Genomic DNA, 15,210 nt, shown 5'->3' with positions numbered 1-15,210 from the left:
TCACTCCTTAGTCTAGATGCATTACAAAGCCGTGGTCCCACTTGCCAACACTGTTTGAAGCGGGGGTTTCCTCCAGAGCTGTATCGTCTCCAGAGATTGCAGCCGTCTGATTTTCAGATGGCGAGTTCTTCGTCGTTGCCACCGGACTGACGGCGACGGCAGAAGATCCGTAAATGTCGTAAAAGTCATTCAGCAGAGCGACCATATAGCCAGCCGTTCGCGGACCCTTCGGGATGCCTTGCGCGTCCCGCACTGCCTGGGGGCCGGAATGATAGGCTGCTGCTACCAGTAGGGGATGACGAAATTCGGCGGTCAGCTCTTTCAGATAGCGCACCCCGCCATTAATGTTCTGAACCGCATCCCACGGGTTTTGCACGCCGAGAGCCGAAGCGGTCCCTGGCATCAACTGCATGACGCCAATCGCACCATCTTCGCTATACGCGAACTGATTGAATCTGGATTCAATCTTGGCGATAGCGACCGCAAATTTCGGATCGACGCCCTCACGCTTGGCAGCGGCGATCACCATTTGCTCCACTGCGTCCGCCGTCAACCGCTCGACGCTGTTTTGCCTCGAATCCAAGTCCGGGCGCTGAACTGTCGTTTCCCGCGCTCCGACAATACCGACCGGAGCGGCTTCGCTCGCCTTGACGGCAACGCCATCTTCACCCAGGACGAATGCCCGTATTGGCTTCTCCCCCTCTGAATAGGAGAGCGCGATCCGCTCATCAGGCTTCTTCATATTTTTGCCTAGATGACGATCTGTTTTGTCCGACGCGACGGGATTGGATTCCTGAGAATACGAAAATTGCGTGCCCACGAGCACGCATATGGCCGCAACGCCTGAACACAAAACCGACGATTTTTGCGGTAAACCCATAGCTCAATTCCCGAATATGTTTATTATCGGTAAAGCTGTTATACGTTCTCGTCAATGGTAAAGATGTAATAACGGGAAGCCATGAAAAACCGCCTTTCTCCCATGATTTTGGGAGCAATTTTCGCTCCAAAAATCGCCCTCGCTGGAACGATGATCCCGCCGGACGACGCCTATTTCGAGCGTTTCAAACGCGATGCGCCGTTTGTCGCTGTGATTGAATATGTCGATGCTGGGTATACCCGCGTCACCGGCCAAAGAACATTTCGTTCACAAAAGCCGTTCAAAGCCGGCGCTGGCGCGACGATCCAGTTGCAAGGCATGAACCTCAATCTTTATGGCCTCTCCGCCTGTCCATCGAAAAGGGACATATCGGTTTACGTCTACAGTGGACCGTGTGACCAGGCCGCCCCTCAATATATCAACACAGAGCTCAGCCTTTCCCCCATGCTGTTGTGCCGGGTGTTCGAGTCACAGGCCGACAAGCCCCTGCAGGACGCAACGTGCTTCACTCTTTATCGTGTGCTCGATACCGAGATTATTCACAATCTCGAAGATGCAGTTCTACGAGTTGGCGCGGTGATGTTGACCCGCGACAAAGAGGGGCGGCCATTGCGCCCCGATCTGGAAACATCAGAGCAATTTGCAAGAGAAAAACAGACGCTGCTCTGGAATCCATCCGCTGCGGCGGCGTTAGGAATTCACCAATGAAGAAGCTAGCCTTTATCCTCGCAGCGGTCATGCTGCCTTGCGGAGCTGCCAGCGCAGAAGATGGTCAGGCAGCCAATTCCAATCCGATTTTCCCCGTTCCGCCAAATGTGACGTTTCTCTCTGGCGACACATGGAATCAAGGTGGAACGATTGTCCGCCTATATGGCGTCCAATCGTGCATCCGCGGGACAAAGGTAAAAGTTTCTGCCGAGAAGACCACGGATTGCGGCGAGATTTCGATGGTCTATCTCGCCGGCCTCGTGAAGAACACGGCCCCACAATGCCAAGGCATTGCCGAAACGACGCAACCAAAGCAATATCTCGTCGTTTGCAAGGCGAATGTCGGTGGGCAGCAAGTCGATCTTGGAACGGCGCTCATACTGAGCGGTTTCGCATTTTCTGCCTATAATCCGGATGGTACGCCGACCTCAATGCAATATGTTGTAGCCGAAGAGCAGGCGAGGAATCAGAAGGCTGGACTATGGGCCTTTCCGGACTTTCCATATCCCACAGCAATTCTTATGAAGGCGGTCAAACCTAGGGAACAATGACGAAGCGCCGAGCGCCACCAAAGCGAAAAAAAATGAATAAGTCAGTTGAGAAATCCGGTTCTAAAGAGAAGCTCCCAGAGAAAGAGACTATCAGGGAACAGCGGAGGCGAATTTCCGCTGAGTTCCAGCGCCGATTCAGAGAGGAGCAGGCCGAACTTGGGCGCAAAGCGGTCACTCTCTGGCTGGACCCCGACATTCATGCCTTCATCGAGCAAATCAGGGATCAAGAGGGTTTTCAAAACTTACGCGAGACGACCTATCATCTTCTTAAGAAAGGACTTGTCCAAAAGGACGAGGATGACACATAGCTTTATTAGCTATTTCACTTGAGAATTTGTCATTCGCGTATATTCTCTCCGGCGTCAAACCGGAGAGGCCATTCTATGAGAAAAAAAGCTCTCATCTTAGGAGCGATCATTGCGGGCGCAGCCGCCGCCAGCGCCGCGCCCGCCAAAGCTCAAGACGCATCGTGGGGCTGTCAGGTACTGCTTTGTGCCGCATCGAGTAATCCGTCCTGGCACAGCGTTCCGTATTGCGTGCCCCCAATGACAAAGCTCATCGCGGCCATGAAGCTTCCTGGCTTTTCGTGGCCCATTTGCCGCGAAGGGAAAGCGGGCAAGCCCGGCAAAGAGGAATATGCCGACTGCCCAGCTGGATATAGCATTGGCTACAGTTCCTACGGCCGAGACGACCAATATTCCAGACCGGACAGGTGTGTGAAAACGATCAACACCTGCAAAAACGGGCGCCCAAGAAGCTACGGGCGAGGGGACAAAGAAGATTGCATCCGGTCAGTGGAAATGTCCCGGCCGCGCCGCGCCGATCCTTGGTATTTTGACATTCCCGACGCCAACGGCGTGAAAAAGCGTTTCTGGTTTAATCTCAACACATAGGAATTAGCCGTGTCGATCCGTAATTGTGCCGAATTTCACATAATTGGCAATGTGGCCAATATTGCGAAGCTCGAAAAGGTAACGAAAGTCACCATTGCCGCAAATCTCCGAACAAAGAAAAATAACAATTGGGAGGATGATCCACATTTCAACACCGTCAATATCTGGGACAAGGCCGACCGTGAATATATCGACGGCCACATCCAGAAAGGCGATCTTGTTCGAGCAATAGGCCGAGTGCGCGAAAGCAGCTACCAAGACGCCAACGGTGAGAAGCACTATGTCGTGGATCTCCACGCGAAGGACTTCGCGCGTCTTGCTAAAAAAGGGGAATAGACCGTCCGGCCCTTACATCGTCGATGCCGTAGCGGCGAACCGCTACGGCTTTTTTTTGAATACGCGGCGTCTCTGCAATTAATAATAATGCGTGGACTTCCAGCCGCTTGGTGATTTGCTAAAGCCGACCACGCCGCTTCCCTTCGTCCCGTCACCCCAATCGATATCGACTGCACAGGCTACGCCAGGTCCTTCGGTGTCTTTGTCGCACTGTCCAAGCGATATTCTGACATTCGGAAAAGTTGCGCCCTTCTCGACATGAAACGCTGCTTGCGCTTCGTCAGCTGATGGGATCTGCAAAACGGGCGTATTTGGCTCCTGTTTACCCATGGACGGGGAGCAAAGCGTAAGCGTCGGATCAGATCTTAGAGCCGCTATTTTGTGTGCGACTTTCGCGTCCTCGGCATTTTGGGGCAACGCCACTGGCGGGCTCGTGAATACCCATGTTGCACCTGAACCGCCCACCAGGCCGATAGCGAGGGCAATAATCGTTGGCTGCAAATTCACAAGTGTCCTCCTTTGTATCGAACCAGGGGCGAACTATACCCATAGACATGCGAAAGGAAGAGGGGAGGGGGTGAGCCGTCACCAACGATCCAACATTCGGTGGGGAAAGGGGGAACGTCAGGACGGCTCATGTGGTCCAGCCAGAGAGGGCAATCAGCTGGCGAACCCGATTTCAATATGACGATTTACACCTCCTTGTAAATCGGACCTCGATTCACAAACCCGGTTATTGCCGGGTGTGCGAACGGATCTTCCCCTCTTTGATCGCGACCATGAAAGTATCGAAATCAGCCGCGTTCATAAGGAACCTCGTGTGCCCCGGCCTGCTAAATGCTTCCTTCAGATCAACCATTCCTCGAGCTCGCGCTTCGGCGGCGTCCGCTATCAACGCCTCGCCATGATCCACATCATAGGATGGAGCGAACGCCACGGAATTTCCGCTCACCATCACCATGTAAAAAAAGCCATTCTCATCCATTATAAGCCTGTTTGTCATGTTTTGGCTCCACCTTCGTGAAGCGGCACTGCTCTTGCCCTGCGGGCAGGAGCCCCGCTCCTGCTCCCGCCGCGTCGCAAGTAAGACCGGGTGTGCAAGCGGAAAGCAGATTCGCGAGCGAGTGGTGCGGGCGCACAAGCGCAGCGCGGAGCCACGGTCGATCGCTAATCTGCTTGTAGCGCGCTGAGGGCTGGCCCTAAGCCTTTCCGTGTGGGTTTCCGGGTACTTGGTACTTTCTGGTTGCAGGGCGCGTCGAAATATCTGCGTCGAATAAAAAAGGGATAAAAAACAACGATAAAACTTGAATCGAATAACTCTTCTGACTTGGTTTCGTCAGGCAGGTATTCTGATATACCACTTACCGATTTTCGCTATTGAGATGCCATAAGGAGAAAGCATGTCGGGACCGGATATGTATTCACTCGCTCCGTTGACTGAGGAGCAAAAGCGCCAGGTGCTAGAAGACCTTGCCACGATTATACGAGGCGAAGAACTGGCGCTGCCTTGGCGCCGGGTCCGCCGGCTATTGGATCATGGTTTGATCGAAGTAACCAATCCCGTGATTACGCAGGAGAGCAATCACAGCTTGACCATCACCAATAGGGGGTATACCACCATTGATGTTAATGATTATTCTGTTGCTCGTTAAAGTTGCGTAATCTATGTTATGGAATTGTGACAGCGAAATAGGGATGACAGCATCCCTATTTTTCGCTGCGGTTTTGTGTTAATAATTTCTTACCAGTAGGGGAAGGGTGAGGGAGGAGTTCTTTATGTTGGATCAAGAAAACTCCTCCCCCACCCGCTAAAACTGGATCACCATCACACGAGTTCTTGGCGGCGTGTCGCGATAGCTTCGCAAGGTAAATTTCGTACCGATCCGGAAGCGCAGTGAATCCTCTACCCGGATACCGACCCTGATCCGCTCGATGGCCCCTATACACCATTGCCGCCCGACAAGTTCTTTTTGGGACGCATCGAAGCAATCGGCCAAAATGTGAAACTCATCGATCCCTACCACGATAAATTTGGCTTGGTCCCGAGATCCGAGCAGGTCCGGGCGAAACTCGGGCACCGACGCCGGCCCCATCATCCCCCGCACCCCTCGCCTGATCGAGCGCAATAGACGTAATGGCATCATTCCACCCCCGATGATGACCGTGATAATAGTCCCCCAGGCATCATGATGGCAGCCAACACCCCGACACCGAGGCCGGAGAGCAGACCGAAACCGAAGGCAAGGAAGACGACGAAACCTAAAGGTACGCCGATTGCCGTCATAGGCGATTACCCTGACGGCTGGACAGGCGGGGATTGATGAAAAATACATTGGGGGCAACCGCATTGCGCATCCGGCGAACACGCTCCAGATCGATGGCATTCGGTTCAGTGCGGGTTTCAATCCAACCTAGGCTATCAATCGCGATATCAAGTCCGCGCATCGCCTCGGCCAGGACGGTCATTTGCCACTGGATTTCCGCTCCAGTTTCAGCAGTTTTAAAGGAATCCGGTAGGGCTTGATAAAATTCGCGCCGTTCGTCGGTGATTATATCACAAATCCTACGCCACTCTTGAATTTCACGGCCCACCTTTCGCATTTTGGGCAACATATTATCTACTGCATTCTGTTGAGCCTTGTGCATGGCATAACCCCCACTCGTTACTAATGACATTGCTAAAGTTGCACGGCCTGTTCGTGAATCCAAGAGAAATATTTCAGCCTGTTACGGTAAAAATCCGCCAGTTACTTCTCTGGTCAATTCCATCTCTTGATGGCGGGAAACATTTACTGAGAGTCACTATATTAACCGAATGAAAGCGCGTGTACCTCGTTTCATCGCTCCATGTCTTCCGCGGCCTGCCCGCAAGCCGCCGGCGGGTTCCGGCTGGCTGCATGAGATCAAATATGACGGCTATCGATTGATGGCCGAGCGCCGGGATAGGCACGTCAGGCTCATCACAAAGAACGGTTTCGACTGGACGGATCGGTTTCCTGCGGTCGCATCTGAGGTTGCCGCATTTAATTGCACATCCTGCGTAATCGACGGCGAGATAGTGTCCTCCGACGAGCGCGGCGTGCCATCATTCGCACAGCTCAGATCACGTAAACATCCGGTGCAACTCTATGCGTTTGATCTCGTCGAACTGAATGGCGTGGATTTGCGCAATGAACCGATAGAGACGCGCAAGGAACTGCTGCGGCACTTGCTCAACCCGCATAGCACGCTTGTCTTGTACAGCGAGCGCGAGCGCAAGGAACAATGGAACAAGAGCCGCTCTGCTCAGAGGTAGTGAATCTGCCTGTATGAAAGAGTTTAACCTTAACGTGAGAAACCCGTCATGATTGCGTAAATCCGGTGGAGTTCCCAACTCGCGTTGTGGCATAAAAAGGCAAGAGTTTTGTGACCTATGCCATTCCCCCGGCAGATAACGACTAGGTCACGATTGATCGGCCCGGTGGACCCCCTCCCCCGGGCCGATTGTCATGTGAGCTTCTACCAACCGAAAGCCACAAACTGCCAAAACTTCGGAAAAAAGATGAGCAACCATACAGCGGATGCGACGACAACCAACGCAAATGATTTCAGCGCATCTTGAAGCACACGCCGAAATGGGTGCATTGCTGCCCTCTTTTGCTCATAGCGCAGGTTTGCAACCCCAGTCTGTTCCCAGTACCCCATAACTAAATCTCCCCGCTAGGTTGTTGCCATAGTAGGGCAAAGGGCTGTCCTAAATCTAGGGCATCCGCGCCGATGGCGCGGTCCGTGTTCTATCGCCGGCAGGCCGGCGACCGAGCCGATTATCCGGCCTGGATCGGGCTGGAGCTATGCGCCGGCTTGTCTCCTCCGGAGCCATCGCCGGCGCGAGCTCGCCAACGATCCCGGCCGGATCGTCTCGGCCCATTCGGGTGACGCCCCCGGAAGCATTGAAATGTGGCCCGCACGCGGGCCAGTTTTGTTTCGTTATGAGGGGGAAAGAGGACGCCGCCCTCTCTCCCCCAGGCAAGGGCGCAGCTGGTTCCAAGGGATGCAGCAAGTCGGTCGCACCCTGAAGGGTGCAACCGCGTTGCGCACCCTTGGCCCTGCGCAGTCCCTTGCTCCCCCTCTCACCCACTCTCATTGGCGAGGCCTAGAAGGCAGGAACGGGGTTCCTGCCCGATGGACAGGAACGCCTCGCCGGGGCATCGGTCCAGACGCCGGCACGCCGGCGACTTTCCATATAGACGGCTCCGGCACGCCGGCACCGACTTTTCACACTTTCACAAAACCGCCCATGCGACCGCAGCGCGGAGATATCAATTGGCGGGCGCGGCAAGCCGCGTCGGCCGGGGAGAAAAACGGCTTTCAGCGCTGCGCGCCGAACCTTCCGTTTTTCACCCCGGCCGACCATTGACATCTCCACGCTCCGGACGATCGGCGGGCTTCGCCCTCCTCCCTTCGCCCCGGGAAACGGACAAGCCCGTTTCACGGGACAAAGGAAGAAGGCTTCGCCCACTGGCGGATAATAGGAGAGTGCCAATATGGAAAACGCAGCCCCAAGCGGAAAACACGGGTGCGAGGGAGTTAATACGCCTTTCGTCGCAGCCAAGCAGAAGCAGGCCATTTTAGAACAGGAATACCGGGAGGCAGGCGCAGCCCTCAAATCGTTCCCGGGGTCGGGTTCCGGCGTTTTAGGGCTGACGCCCGATGCGGTTCGAGAGCTGCCGGAGTGGCAATCCGCGAAGCGCCGCCATGACACTGCATTTTCCAGCTTGAGAGATTTCAATGCGGCCTTCGTGAAGGCTTTTCACAAGGAATTACGCGCCGAACGCCGTGCACAGCTTCGTGGAATGAGGACAGACAAATGAGCATCGACGCCACCTATAGCCCGGAAGATAACAAAATCCGCCTTTATCCCTCTGGCCGTCTCGACCAAGAGACTCTCGAGCGAGTAAAGGCGGCCGGCTTCAAATGGGCTCCGAAGCAGGAACTTTTCGTTACTCCTAAATGGAGTCCCGCCCGGGAAGATTTGGCCCTTGAACTGGCAGGCGAGATCCAGCCCGAAGAAATGACGCTTGCTGAACGCGCGCAGGCGAAGGCCGAACGCCTCGACCAATTAGCAGAAAAGCGCTATCAGCAGGCAAATGCCTTCCAGCGCGCCGCGCGGGAATTGTCGCAAGCCTTCGCCAATGGACAGCCCATTCTTATCGGCCACCATTCGGAAGCCAAAGCGCGCAAGACGCAAGAGCGTATGCACTCCGCTATGGATAAGGCCATAAAATCCGAAAAGCTCGCGAATTATTGGCTATACCGCGCCGAAGGCGTTGAGGCTCACGCCAATCACAAAAATAACCCCAAGGTTCGCGCGAACCGGATTAAAACGCTGCTGGCTGAATTGCGCGATATGCAGCGCGATATCAATCATGCGCATTTGTGCCTTGCTGCCTGGGAAAGGATCACCACCGACGAAGCGATTAAAATTGCTCTGGGGCGGGGGCTGACAACCGGCCCGCTGGCACATTGGGACCTATCGTGGAAGGTTGAGCGCGGCGAGCTGACCCCGCAAGAAGCGCGCCAGTACGCAATCGACGCGGCGAACCGGACTATACGCAATGATTACCGCCGCCGCTACATCGAGCACACCTTGAACCGCCTCAGCTATGAACGCGAATTGCTGGGGCCGGTTGCCCGTTACGAAGGCGAGTTAACGCCTGTGATCCTACAGGCTTTCGCCCGCGAGCACGGAGCGCATAAGCCCGTTGCAAGGATCGATGGCGCAACCCTTATCGTCGAGAGTACCGCCGCCCTCCCCTTGCATCTGGCAAATGATACGGTGCTCGAAATGACGGCGGATGAGTGGCGCGATCTGATGCAATCAGTGGGCTACGAGGTGCCGGAAAAGACGGACGCAAAGCCTCCTATCCTTAATCTTAACGTTCCCGAATTGCGCGCACGGCATCGATACCACCGCGACCAGATCGAGATTTTCCGGGTCGTTCATATGACCAAAGCCCAATATGGTGCAATTTACGCTGAACAGCGCGGCACACGTCCTTCGTTATGTGGAGGGTTTCGGTTCAAAATCGCCCCGAACCCCTTTCATGAGGGACCGCGCTATCTCGCCGGATGGGTTGCTGTTTTCCTCACCGATTCGAAGGCTCATGCGATCCCAGAATCCATTGTCCATGCCAGCACGAAGGAGGACGCAGAATGAAGCGCCCTGCGATCTATACACGCCCGGCTAAGCCCATGTTTCTCCCGGTTCGTCGCCGGGAAGACTTCGAGAAGCTTGACGGCGTTGCAATCGCGGAGCCGGTTGCGGTCGATAAATTCACAGAATGTCATGTCACCCCCGATGATGTAGCGGACCGAATGGTCAGCTACTTGGGGCCAGCAGGGGATTTTCTGACGTTGGAGCCGAGCGCCGGAACCGGGCAGCTGACAAAGGCACTATTGCGGGCCGGACATAGTAGATACGAACTCACCCAGGTTGAGCGTCATGTGAAGTTAGCCGCCGGCCTGCATTCCTTCGGCCCGGTCGTTATCAGCTGCTTCCTGGAATGGGCTGCTGAGGTGGCGGGGCATGTGGAATATCCCCGCGTCATCATGAATCCGCCATTTCGGGAGGTGCGTAAGCACATGGAAGCCGCTCTATCCCTCATGGGCAAGGGCGGCCATGCCGAACCGGCCGTCTTGGTTGCGCTCGTGCCGATCACCTACCAGCATCAGGACGCGGAAACGCTCGAGGCGTTGCCGCCCGACACGTTCGCGACGGCCCACGTCAACACGAAAATCATCCGTATTGTGAAATCATAAAACCATGACAGGGATTTTTCTTGTTTCATGCGTAAAGCAGAAACGCAGCGAGGCAGCGCCGGCCGCCTCGCTCTATATTTCCGACTGGTTTCGTAAGGCCCGCGCCTATGTCGAAGATACCGGCCTGCCATGGTTCATCCTGTCAGCCGAGCACGGCCTATTGAACCCCGCCCAGGTGATAGAGCCCTATGAGCGCACACTTGCCGACATGCGCGCGATCGAGCGCCGCGCATGGGGCGACCGCGTGATAGAGCAAATCAAGGCAGAGATTGGACCGGCCCCCCTCCCCCTGATTTTCCTTGCCGGACGGCTGTACCGCGAGCCGCTTGCGGCATGGGCCGGAAGCCGCGCCGTCGTCCCCATGCAAGGGCTTGGCATCGGCCAGCAGAAAGCGTGGTTGACCACCAAGAGGCATTCACTATGAATTCCGGCGGTTTTCCTGGACCGTGTATCTCACCCAACTGGCTTGATTGGTTGGCTGGCCGGGGTTTTTCACAGGCTCCGGCATCTCTACAGCGCTTTTTGATTGCGCGTTCTGCCTCCGCCTGCTCCGCTTCGCTTCGGCCCGAAGGGCTGAAAAACCCCATCCATAATGCCGCCGGCACGCCGGCGACTTTCCATATAGTCGGCCCCGGCTCGCCGGCGCCGACTATTCACACTTCACAGATTCCGCCCATGCGACCGCATCCCGCCGCGAGAGCACCCAGCGCCAAGCCCAACAGCGCGAGCAGTAACTGTGCAAGTCGATCTTCAACGAAAAAGGCCAAAATAACAGCCGCCAAGCCGATCAACGAAAGAAGCAAAGAAAACAGCTTCCAGCGATGGTCGGATGCTACCGCCTTCAACAGACTCCCAGCCTTCCGCAGATCGCGTTTGGCCTGTTCAATTTCGTTCTGATCCATCGTCACGCCCTTTTCTGAAAACGTATCAGGGCAACCAAGTGTTTTCGCCATCGGACAGGCCGTACCACTGCAGCTCGACGGTTCGTTGAAATTCGCCGAGTGTCGCATGGACCTCCCGCGCGAGTACGATACCGCCCAGGTTCACCAGCATTTGCCCTGCCCGGCTTACTTTCGCTGCGCCCGGTAGCTTTCCTTGAGCGGTTTCGGCATCTTCCATTTGCGCTGCACCCTCCAACAACAGCGCCCGCGCCTGAGCAATGATTTCTTCTCTTTCCAATGTCTCGCCTCCTCATTCGCGCCTTTATTGGAAATTTGGTTTCAAGGACCGCCAGGCGAACCGCACTACGCCCAACAGAGAGAGACCAACGGAAAAACCAATAATGCCTCCAATAAGAATCCCATTTTTAAAAGCGTCATTCATTATGCTGTCTTGGTCTTCTAAGAGTGCGCATGTCAGCCCTTCCGGTGAAAGCGGCCTTACCGTGAGCGAAACGTCTTCGTTTACCTTGACCTCATGAATCTTACCGCCACCCCATTCAATGCAGGCATCGCGTGCGTTCCTGAATGATTGCATCATCGCCTCGTATTGCTGCTTTCCTTGATCGCTACGTTCTTGCGCAATCGCAGATCCCAGCGGCATTGCACAAGCGAGCGACAACACTGCTATAGGAAGGTATCTAGTTTTCATTGTCACGCCTTTGTTGGAAACACGCTAACGGAACAGGTAGGCTATCCCGTAGACACATGCGATTGTGGCTAGCCGCATAAGCGTGGCGTTCCGAATGCTTTTGTCGTGGCTTATGAAGCTCTGGCTCTCGAGCTGCTTATAATCGACATCACCTTTTTCGCTATTTCGCCAAATCGACCAAATCCACGCTGAAATCACGGATACGATGACCCATGGATTTGCGATGTATCCTGCCCCGCCCAGGACGGCTGGAATATACATCAGCGAGTACAAAACTAGGGCCATATCCCTCTTCCCTCTATGCCGTGCCTTAGTTGGACCACTAATCGCGTCTCATTTTTCCGAATAAAACGTCTTTGATTTTCATACCGCCGTAGCTGCAAGCAAGCAGCAGGAGAGCCACCACGATTCCGTAGCAGGTATATACAATGCGGTAATCCCCGCCCATCAGGAATAGAAAATAACCTGCTATTGCGAAGCAAAGCCCAACTACGGCTAGAAGCAGACCAATCAGTTTCCAGCGACCGAGGTAGATCGCCTCTTTTACATCGTTGAAGTTTGTTTTCCGTCGCATTGTTCTCTCCTCTCCTTGCACAGAAGTGTGCCTTATTTGGAACCAAACTGCTTACCGCCACGATCACCGAGGCGACGGTAAAGCGTCCGAACAGTCACGCCGAACTTCTTCGCGATCTCACCTTTTGAAAGCGACGATTCTTCCCACAAGCGCTTTGCCTCGCGTAATCGATCCCCGCCAAGCTTTTCTGGTGGCCCGCCCACCCTGCCGCTGGCTTCCCGCGCCCGCCGCATCTTTTGAGCAATCTCTTTTCGGTTTTCGCTCTCTGCTTTTTGTGCATATTCCAACACCTTGATAGCGTCGGGATGGCAAACAATCGTCTCGCCGGTCTTCACGTCATATATGACGGCGCTTCTTTCCCCGATTGCTTTCATCGCCTGCAGAACGTCGCCTTCGGACGAACCGAGCCGCGCAGCGCTGGCAATCACCAGCACGTCACCGGCCTCAAGGCTTCTAATTGCATTGTCGCGTTGTGGCAGCGCCGGTTCATTCCGCCCCCGAGGGATTTCGTCCACATACACCGGCCCATACTCTGAAAAGTCCTCGATTCCGGCACTCTTGAGCGCTTGTTTCTGCTCATCGATTGAAGGGCCAGCCTTTGACAAGCGTATATATCCGCGCCTCATTCCAAAAAAGTCTCACTGTGACATAACATTTATGTTTGACATAGTGTCATATGTTATGTCATAGTGCAAGGCAGAACAGGAGGCAATTAGCAATGGTCCCGAAACCTACACCTGAAAGCGATGCGCCGCCCGCCGACTGGCGTAATAATCCAGAGGGCTTCGAAGATGGCTTTCATGAAAATTGGGAAAGCGAGCCGGACAATGGTGGCTACCCCGACGACGAAGCTTGGTGAGGGAGGACGCCATGAATAAACCATTAACACCAGAGCAGAGCGCCGCCATTGCGGACTTCGCCGCCGAGCACGGTCGCAAGTGGAAATCCGAGTTGCGCGAGCTTTGGATGCGCGCGGCCGCACCGGCAATCCTTCATCGGCTTCGCAATACCCACGGTCCCTCATGGCTTGTGGATTTCAAACTTCCTAAACCATCCAAATAGCGCCGGAGGCCGTCATGCAGAAGCAGAAGACCATTCAGAAGCCGGAAGCGGCGCGGGGCTGCACCACCATAGGCGAGGTCGAACGTCTAGCCGGGATCGGTCAGAGCCACGAAGAACGCTTTGCCTTCTGGCGGCAGTTCTCGCACCTTGGCGACGCAGCGTTCGATTCCGCCCGCGCCGAGCTTTACGCTCGTATCGACGCGCAGTCCAAATAACCCCGGAGGCAATCCGTGAGCAATATTTACATGCGATTTTATCTCTACGGCTATCAAGGCAAAGCCCTGTCCCGCTTACTACGCAAACTTATCGCCGGCTCAGAAGTCCATCGCGCATGGCTCCTTGGCTATTTGGGGTTTTTTGAGCAGGATGGAGTTCGCTTCGGCCCCGCCAATCCGTATTCTTCCATTTAACGCCGGAAAAGACGATGAGCCAGCCACTTTGCCGATATTGCGGTAAGAAGATCGCAAAGAAGACGGAAACGATCTATTTCGGACCGGAGGCGGCAGCACATGTCACAGATTTTGCCAGCAGCCGTCCAGAGTATCCAACGTCGAAGGAAGAGGTGCAAAGACTGGTGAATGGGCAGGTTGTGGGGGTGAGCTGGTCGCGTGGTGAGGATTACTACGCTAAAAAGGCTGGCTGTGATTTCATCTTCAAGGCCTCGACATGGGATGGCGAAAGCTATCAAGACCCCTTCTTCTGCAACGGTGAGCACGCCAAGCGTTTCGCCTATGCGCTGGCGCGCGCCGGTCATGCCACTCAGGCATATCAAAAGGCCAACGAAGCGGCGCTTGCCAACAGTTCCAACTAACGCCCGGAGCCACGACAATGGATCATGCAACTCGTGCCGCGTTTGAGCGGCTTCTTAATCTAGCCCGGGGAGATACCGGCCAGTCAGGCAGGGCCGCGGCATTTGTTCTTGCTTGGTGGAACGCTGACAAACTCGGAGGTTTCAATCTTGCGGATTTGTTCGGTGTAGACTCCACTATCGCTGTGGACATGGCCCAGGTCTTCTCGTGGCTTGCTGCTCGTGGAATGGCTGAATATCCAACTGCCTATCGCGCCGAAATCGAAGATATCATGCGAGAATGGCGGCCAGAGATATGGGCGCCGTCGACAGAAATTGCGGACGTAGACGCCGTATAAATTCAAACAACCGCCCGGAGGCGCGCTATGCGCATCGAACTCACCGTCGCTGACCATGAGAAAAACGGATTTGTTACCCTTGCCCGTTGGCCTCGCATGTCCAAGGCCGAGACTCTAGCCGCCGTTGCTGCCATCGATGCCGAGATCAGCGACGAGATGGAACCGGACAGATTGACAGGCCCATTCACCTTCATCCTCGATATTATGGATGGGTACGATCTTCACGACACCGGCCAGCGTAGCTTGCCGATGCAAGTAGCAATGCGCCTCGCCCCGGATCAGGTTCGCACCTGGCTCGAAGAAAGGCCGGAACCGGATGACGCGATAGATAGGCGCGTTCCGGTCCTCAGCAGATTTTTCAAATAACTCCCGGAGGGGACAATGAAGCGATCCACTTGTAAACGCTGCGGCGGCTCTTTTTGGGAGAGCCACGCGGGCGCTCACGATGAAGACCTATGCGACAACTGCGAAGGCAAGCGCGCAACCGAACGGGGGCGCACAATAATGAACGATGATCAACTCAAGGCATTGAAGGGCGCGATTGGAGAGTTGAAAGGTGAGCTAAAGACTTTTGACCAACGCTTGAACGAGATTACAGACGAAGGAATGAAAACGCTGCGTCGTGCGAAGTCCGAAGCAAAGGCTCTGGCCTTCGGTCCCCGACCCCACTGA

29 protein-coding genes are annotated in these 15,210 nt (G+C 55.0%); 19 read left to right on the top strand and 10 right to left on the bottom strand.

Going from position 1 to position 15,210, the window contains the following annotated elements:
- Window positions 1-7: 7 nt before the first annotated feature.
- A complete protein-coding gene (locus tag IEX53_RS20875) occupies window positions 8-880 on the bottom strand; it encodes a lytic transglycosylase domain-containing protein (RefSeq protein ID WP_188826119.1) in 873 nt (290 codons plus the stop codon).
- A gap of 81 nt (window positions 881-961) precedes the next feature.
- Between IEX53_RS20875 and IEX53_RS20870 the strand changes: the two genes are divergently transcribed.
- From IEX53_RS20870 to IEX53_RS20850, 5 genes are all read left to right on the top strand, one after another.
- Complete coding sequence (locus tag IEX53_RS20870) at window positions 962-1,588, top strand: hypothetical protein (RefSeq protein WP_188826118.1); 627 nt, start codon at window positions 962-964, stop codon at window positions 1,586-1,588.
- On the top strand, window positions 1,585-2,139 hold the full coding sequence (locus IEX53_RS20865) for a thermonuclease family protein (protein WP_188826117.1): 555 nt from the start codon (window positions 1,585-1,587) through the stop codon (window positions 2,137-2,139). The genes IEX53_RS20870 and IEX53_RS20865 overlap by 4 nt, the downstream gene beginning before the upstream one ends.
- Window positions 2,136-2,447: a hypothetical protein gene (locus IEX53_RS20860; RefSeq protein WP_188826116.1), complete on the top strand. Its 312-nt coding sequence runs from the start codon at window positions 2,136-2,138 to the stop codon at window positions 2,445-2,447. The genes IEX53_RS20865 and IEX53_RS20860 overlap by 4 nt, the downstream gene beginning before the upstream one ends.
- A 75-nt stretch (window positions 2,448-2,522) precedes the next feature.
- The gene (locus IEX53_RS20855) at window positions 2,523-3,032 is read left to right on the top strand and encodes a hypothetical protein (protein WP_188826115.1); all 510 of its coding nucleotides are present in this window, start codon (window positions 2,523-2,525) and stop codon (window positions 3,030-3,032) included.
- A 9-nt stretch (window positions 3,033-3,041) separates the two neighbouring features.
- On the top strand, window positions 3,042-3,368 hold the full coding sequence (locus IEX53_RS20850) for a single-stranded DNA-binding protein (protein WP_210311678.1): 327 nt from the start codon (window positions 3,042-3,044) through the stop codon (window positions 3,366-3,368).
- Between the two features lie 78 nt (window positions 3,369-3,446).
- Here IEX53_RS20850 and IEX53_RS20845 read toward each other — a convergent pair whose 3' ends face one another.
- Together IEX53_RS20845 and IEX53_RS20840 are read right to left on the bottom strand one after the other, a co-directional pair.
- Window positions 3,447-3,875: a hypothetical protein gene (locus tag IEX53_RS20845; protein WP_188826114.1), complete on the bottom strand. Its 429-nt coding sequence runs from the start codon at window positions 3,873-3,875 to the stop codon at window positions 3,447-3,449.
- A 226-nt stretch (window positions 3,876-4,101) separates the two neighbouring features.
- Window positions 4,102-4,371 carry a hypothetical protein gene (locus IEX53_RS20840; RefSeq protein ID WP_188826113.1) on the bottom strand — a complete coding sequence of 90 codons (270 nt, stop codon included), beginning with the start codon at window positions 4,369-4,371 and terminating at the stop codon, window positions 4,102-4,104.
- A 397-nt stretch (window positions 4,372-4,768) separates the two neighbouring features.
- Between IEX53_RS20840 and IEX53_RS20835 the strand changes: the two genes are divergently transcribed.
- Entirely contained in the window at window positions 4,769-5,020 is a 252-nt protein-coding gene (locus IEX53_RS20835; RefSeq protein ID WP_188826112.1) for a hypothetical protein, read from the top strand.
- Window positions 5,021-5,176: 156 nt separating this feature from the next.
- Here IEX53_RS20835 and IEX53_RS20830 read toward each other — a convergent pair whose 3' ends face one another.
- Together IEX53_RS20830 and IEX53_RS20825 are read right to left on the bottom strand one after the other, a co-directional pair.
- Window positions 5,177-5,464, bottom strand: a complete 288-nt coding sequence (locus IEX53_RS20830; protein WP_188826111.1) for a hypothetical protein — start codon at window positions 5,462-5,464, stop codon at window positions 5,177-5,179.
- Between the two features lie 184 nt (window positions 5,465-5,648).
- Window positions 5,649-6,014, bottom strand: a complete 366-nt coding sequence (locus IEX53_RS20825) for a hypothetical protein (protein ID WP_188826110.1) — start codon at window positions 6,012-6,014, stop codon at window positions 5,649-5,651.
- Window positions 6,015-6,183: 169 nt separating this feature from the next.
- Here IEX53_RS20825 and IEX53_RS20820 point away from each other — a divergent pair, with 169 nt between their 5' ends.
- The 5 genes from IEX53_RS20820 (at window position 6,184) to IEX53_RS20800 (ending at window position 10,590) form a co-directional block, all read left to right on the top strand.
- On the top strand, window positions 6,184-6,663 hold the full coding sequence (locus IEX53_RS20820) for an ATP-dependent DNA ligase (protein ID WP_188826109.1): 480 nt from the start codon (window positions 6,184-6,186) through the stop codon (window positions 6,661-6,663).
- 1,228 nt (window positions 6,664-7,891) lie between these two features.
- The gene (locus tag IEX53_RS20815; RefSeq protein ID WP_188826108.1) at window positions 7,892-8,218 is read left to right on the top strand and encodes a hypothetical protein; all 327 of its coding nucleotides are present in this window, start codon (window positions 7,892-7,894) and stop codon (window positions 8,216-8,218) included.
- The gene (locus tag IEX53_RS20810) at window positions 8,215-9,564 is read left to right on the top strand and encodes a DUF3560 domain-containing protein (RefSeq protein ID WP_188826107.1); all 1,350 of its coding nucleotides are present in this window, start codon (window positions 8,215-8,217) and stop codon (window positions 9,562-9,564) included. Before IEX53_RS20815 ends, IEX53_RS20810 begins: the two co-directional genes overlap by 4 nt.
- Window positions 9,561-10,166 (top strand): methyltransferase type 11, encoded by a 606-nt coding sequence (locus tag IEX53_RS20805; protein ID WP_188826106.1) that lies wholly within the window; start codon window positions 9,561-9,563, stop codon window positions 10,164-10,166. The genes IEX53_RS20810 and IEX53_RS20805 overlap by 4 nt, the downstream gene beginning before the upstream one ends.
- Window positions 10,167-10,170: 4 nt before the next feature.
- Complete coding sequence (locus IEX53_RS20800; RefSeq protein WP_188826105.1) at window positions 10,171-10,590, top strand: DUF6884 domain-containing protein; 420 nt, start codon at window positions 10,171-10,173, stop codon at window positions 10,588-10,590.
- A 229-nt stretch (window positions 10,591-10,819) separates the two neighbouring features.
- Here IEX53_RS20800 and IEX53_RS20795 read toward each other — a convergent pair whose 3' ends face one another.
- From IEX53_RS20795 to IEX53_RS20775, 5 genes are all read right to left on the bottom strand, one after another.
- Window positions 10,820-11,119 carry a hypothetical protein gene (locus IEX53_RS20795; RefSeq protein WP_188826104.1) on the bottom strand — a complete coding sequence of 100 codons (300 nt, stop codon included), beginning with the start codon at window positions 11,117-11,119 and terminating at the stop codon, window positions 10,820-10,822.
- The gene (locus tag IEX53_RS20790; protein WP_188826103.1) at window positions 11,094-11,345 is read right to left on the bottom strand and encodes a hypothetical protein; all 252 of its coding nucleotides are present in this window, start codon (window positions 11,343-11,345) and stop codon (window positions 11,094-11,096) included. The genes IEX53_RS20795 and IEX53_RS20790 overlap by 26 nt, the downstream gene beginning before the upstream one ends.
- A gap of 24 nt (window positions 11,346-11,369) precedes the next feature.
- A complete protein-coding gene (locus IEX53_RS20785; protein WP_188826102.1) occupies window positions 11,370-11,756 on the bottom strand; it encodes a hypothetical protein in 387 nt (128 codons plus the stop codon).
- Window positions 11,757-12,078: 322 nt separating this feature from the next.
- On the bottom strand, window positions 12,079-12,330 hold the full coding sequence (locus IEX53_RS20780; RefSeq protein ID WP_188826101.1) for a hypothetical protein: 252 nt from the start codon (window positions 12,328-12,330) through the stop codon (window positions 12,079-12,081).
- Between the two features lie 32 nt (window positions 12,331-12,362).
- Window positions 12,363-12,935, bottom strand: a complete 573-nt coding sequence (locus IEX53_RS20775) for a recombinase family protein (protein WP_188826100.1) — start codon at window positions 12,933-12,935, stop codon at window positions 12,363-12,365.
- A gap of 113 nt (window positions 12,936-13,048) precedes the next feature.
- On the opposite strand from IEX53_RS20775, the gene IEX53_RS20770 reads away from it, so the two are divergent.
- Genes IEX53_RS20770 through IEX53_RS20735 form a run of 8 tightly spaced genes read left to right on the top strand, consistent with a single transcriptional unit; the run spans window position 13,049 to window position 15,210 of the window.
- Window positions 13,049-13,189, top strand: coding sequence for a hypothetical protein (locus IEX53_RS20770; RefSeq protein WP_188826099.1), 141 nt, complete (start codon window positions 13,049-13,051; stop codon window positions 13,187-13,189).
- Between the two features lie 11 nt (window positions 13,190-13,200).
- Entirely contained in the window at window positions 13,201-13,392 is a 192-nt protein-coding gene (locus IEX53_RS20765; protein WP_188826098.1) for a hypothetical protein, read from the top strand.
- Between the two features lie 14 nt (window positions 13,393-13,406).
- Window positions 13,407-13,607 carry a hypothetical protein gene (locus IEX53_RS20760; protein ID WP_188826097.1) on the top strand — a complete coding sequence of 67 codons (201 nt, stop codon included), beginning with the start codon at window positions 13,407-13,409 and terminating at the stop codon, window positions 13,605-13,607.
- Between the two features lie 15 nt (window positions 13,608-13,622).
- Window positions 13,623-13,802 carry a hypothetical protein gene (locus IEX53_RS20755; RefSeq protein ID WP_188826096.1) on the top strand — a complete coding sequence of 60 codons (180 nt, stop codon included), beginning with the start codon at window positions 13,623-13,625 and terminating at the stop codon, window positions 13,800-13,802.
- Window positions 13,803-13,816: 14 nt separating this feature from the next.
- Window positions 13,817-14,203, top strand: a complete 387-nt coding sequence (locus tag IEX53_RS20750; RefSeq protein ID WP_188826095.1) for a hypothetical protein — start codon at window positions 13,817-13,819, stop codon at window positions 14,201-14,203.
- Window positions 14,204-14,220: 17 nt separating this feature from the next.
- Entirely contained in the window at window positions 14,221-14,538 is a 318-nt protein-coding gene (locus tag IEX53_RS20745; protein WP_188826094.1) for a DUF7673 family protein, read from the top strand.
- A 27-nt stretch (window positions 14,539-14,565) separates the two neighbouring features.
- Complete coding sequence (locus IEX53_RS20740; protein WP_188826093.1) at window positions 14,566-14,904, top strand: hypothetical protein; 339 nt, start codon at window positions 14,566-14,568, stop codon at window positions 14,902-14,904.
- Window positions 14,905-14,919: 15 nt separating this feature from the next.
- A complete protein-coding gene (locus IEX53_RS20735; RefSeq protein ID WP_188826092.1) occupies window positions 14,920-15,210 on the top strand; it encodes a hypothetical protein in 291 nt (96 codons plus the stop codon).

It is taken from the genome of Paramesorhizobium endophyticum (assembly GCF_014640615.1).
Taxonomy (GTDB): Bacteria; Pseudomonadota; Alphaproteobacteria; order Rhizobiales; family Rhizobiaceae; genus Paramesorhizobium; species Paramesorhizobium endophyticum.
The sequence above is the reverse complement of the archived record's forward strand: the minus strand, read 5'-3'. Positions and strand labels throughout refer to the sequence as shown.

What these genes read in the sequence shown, in the direction of transcription:
- IEX53_RS20875 (WP_188826119.1), bottom strand. Translation starts at nt 880, where the DNA reads ATGGGTTTACCGCAAAAATCGTCGGTTTTGTGTTCAGGCGTTGCGGCC.
- IEX53_RS20870 (WP_188826118.1), top strand. Translation starts at nt 962, where the DNA reads ATGAAAAACCGCCTTTCTCCCATGATTTTGGGAGCAATTTTCGCTCCA.
- IEX53_RS20865 (WP_188826117.1), top strand. Translation starts at nt 1,585, where the DNA reads ATGAAGAAGCTAGCCTTTATCCTCGCAGCGGTCATGCTGCCTTGCGGA.
- IEX53_RS20860 (WP_188826116.1), top strand. Translation starts at nt 2,136, where the DNA reads ATGACGAAGCGCCGAGCGCCACCAAAGCGAAAAAAAATGAATAAGTCA.
- IEX53_RS20855 (WP_188826115.1), top strand. Translation starts at nt 2,523, where the DNA reads ATGAGAAAAAAAGCTCTCATCTTAGGAGCGATCATTGCGGGCGCAGCC.
- IEX53_RS20840 (WP_188826113.1), bottom strand. Translation starts at nt 4,371, where the DNA reads ATGACAAACAGGCTTATAATGGATGAGAATGGCTTTTTTTACATGGTG.
- IEX53_RS20835 (WP_188826112.1), top strand. Translation starts at nt 4,769, where the DNA reads ATGTCGGGACCGGATATGTATTCACTCGCTCCGTTGACTGAGGAGCAA.
- IEX53_RS20830 (WP_188826111.1), bottom strand. Translation starts at nt 5,464, where the DNA reads ATGATGGGGCCGGCGTCGGTGCCCGAGTTTCGCCCGGACCTGCTCGGA.
- IEX53_RS20825 (WP_188826110.1), bottom strand. Translation starts at nt 6,014, where the DNA reads ATGCACAAGGCTCAACAGAATGCAGTAGATAATATGTTGCCCAAAATG.
- IEX53_RS20820 (WP_188826109.1), top strand. Translation starts at nt 6,184, where the DNA reads ATGAAAGCGCGTGTACCTCGTTTCATCGCTCCATGTCTTCCGCGGCCT.
- IEX53_RS20815 (WP_188826108.1), top strand. Translation starts at nt 7,892, where the DNA reads ATGGAAAACGCAGCCCCAAGCGGAAAACACGGGTGCGAGGGAGTTAAT.
- IEX53_RS20810 (WP_188826107.1), top strand. Translation starts at nt 8,215, where the DNA reads ATGAGCATCGACGCCACCTATAGCCCGGAAGATAACAAAATCCGCCTT.
- IEX53_RS20805 (WP_188826106.1), top strand. Translation starts at nt 9,561, where the DNA reads ATGAAGCGCCCTGCGATCTATACACGCCCGGCTAAGCCCATGTTTCTC.
- IEX53_RS20800 (WP_188826105.1), top strand. Translation starts at nt 10,171, where the DNA reads ATGACAGGGATTTTTCTTGTTTCATGCGTAAAGCAGAAACGCAGCGAG.
- IEX53_RS20795 (WP_188826104.1), bottom strand. Translation starts at nt 11,119, where the DNA reads ATGGCGAAAACACTTGGTTGCCCTGATACGTTTTCAGAAAAGGGCGTG.
- IEX53_RS20785 (WP_188826102.1), bottom strand. Translation starts at nt 11,756, where the DNA reads ATGAAAACTAGATACCTTCCTATAGCAGTGTTGTCGCTCGCTTGTGCA.
- IEX53_RS20780 (WP_188826101.1), bottom strand. Translation starts at nt 12,330, where the DNA reads ATGCGACGGAAAACAAACTTCAACGATGTAAAAGAGGCGATCTACCTC.
- IEX53_RS20770 (WP_188826099.1), top strand. Translation starts at nt 13,049, where the DNA reads ATGGTCCCGAAACCTACACCTGAAAGCGATGCGCCGCCCGCCGACTGG.
- IEX53_RS20765 (WP_188826098.1), top strand. Translation starts at nt 13,201, where the DNA reads ATGAATAAACCATTAACACCAGAGCAGAGCGCCGCCATTGCGGACTTC.
- IEX53_RS20760 (WP_188826097.1), top strand. Translation starts at nt 13,407, where the DNA reads ATGCAGAAGCAGAAGACCATTCAGAAGCCGGAAGCGGCGCGGGGCTGC.
- IEX53_RS20750 (WP_188826095.1), top strand. Translation starts at nt 13,817, where the DNA reads ATGAGCCAGCCACTTTGCCGATATTGCGGTAAGAAGATCGCAAAGAAG.
- IEX53_RS20745 (WP_188826094.1), top strand. Translation starts at nt 14,221, where the DNA reads ATGGATCATGCAACTCGTGCCGCGTTTGAGCGGCTTCTTAATCTAGCC.
- IEX53_RS20740 (WP_188826093.1), top strand. Translation starts at nt 14,566, where the DNA reads ATGCGCATCGAACTCACCGTCGCTGACCATGAGAAAAACGGATTTGTT.
- IEX53_RS20735 (WP_188826092.1), top strand. Translation starts at nt 14,920, where the DNA reads ATGAAGCGATCCACTTGTAAACGCTGCGGCGGCTCTTTTTGGGAGAGC.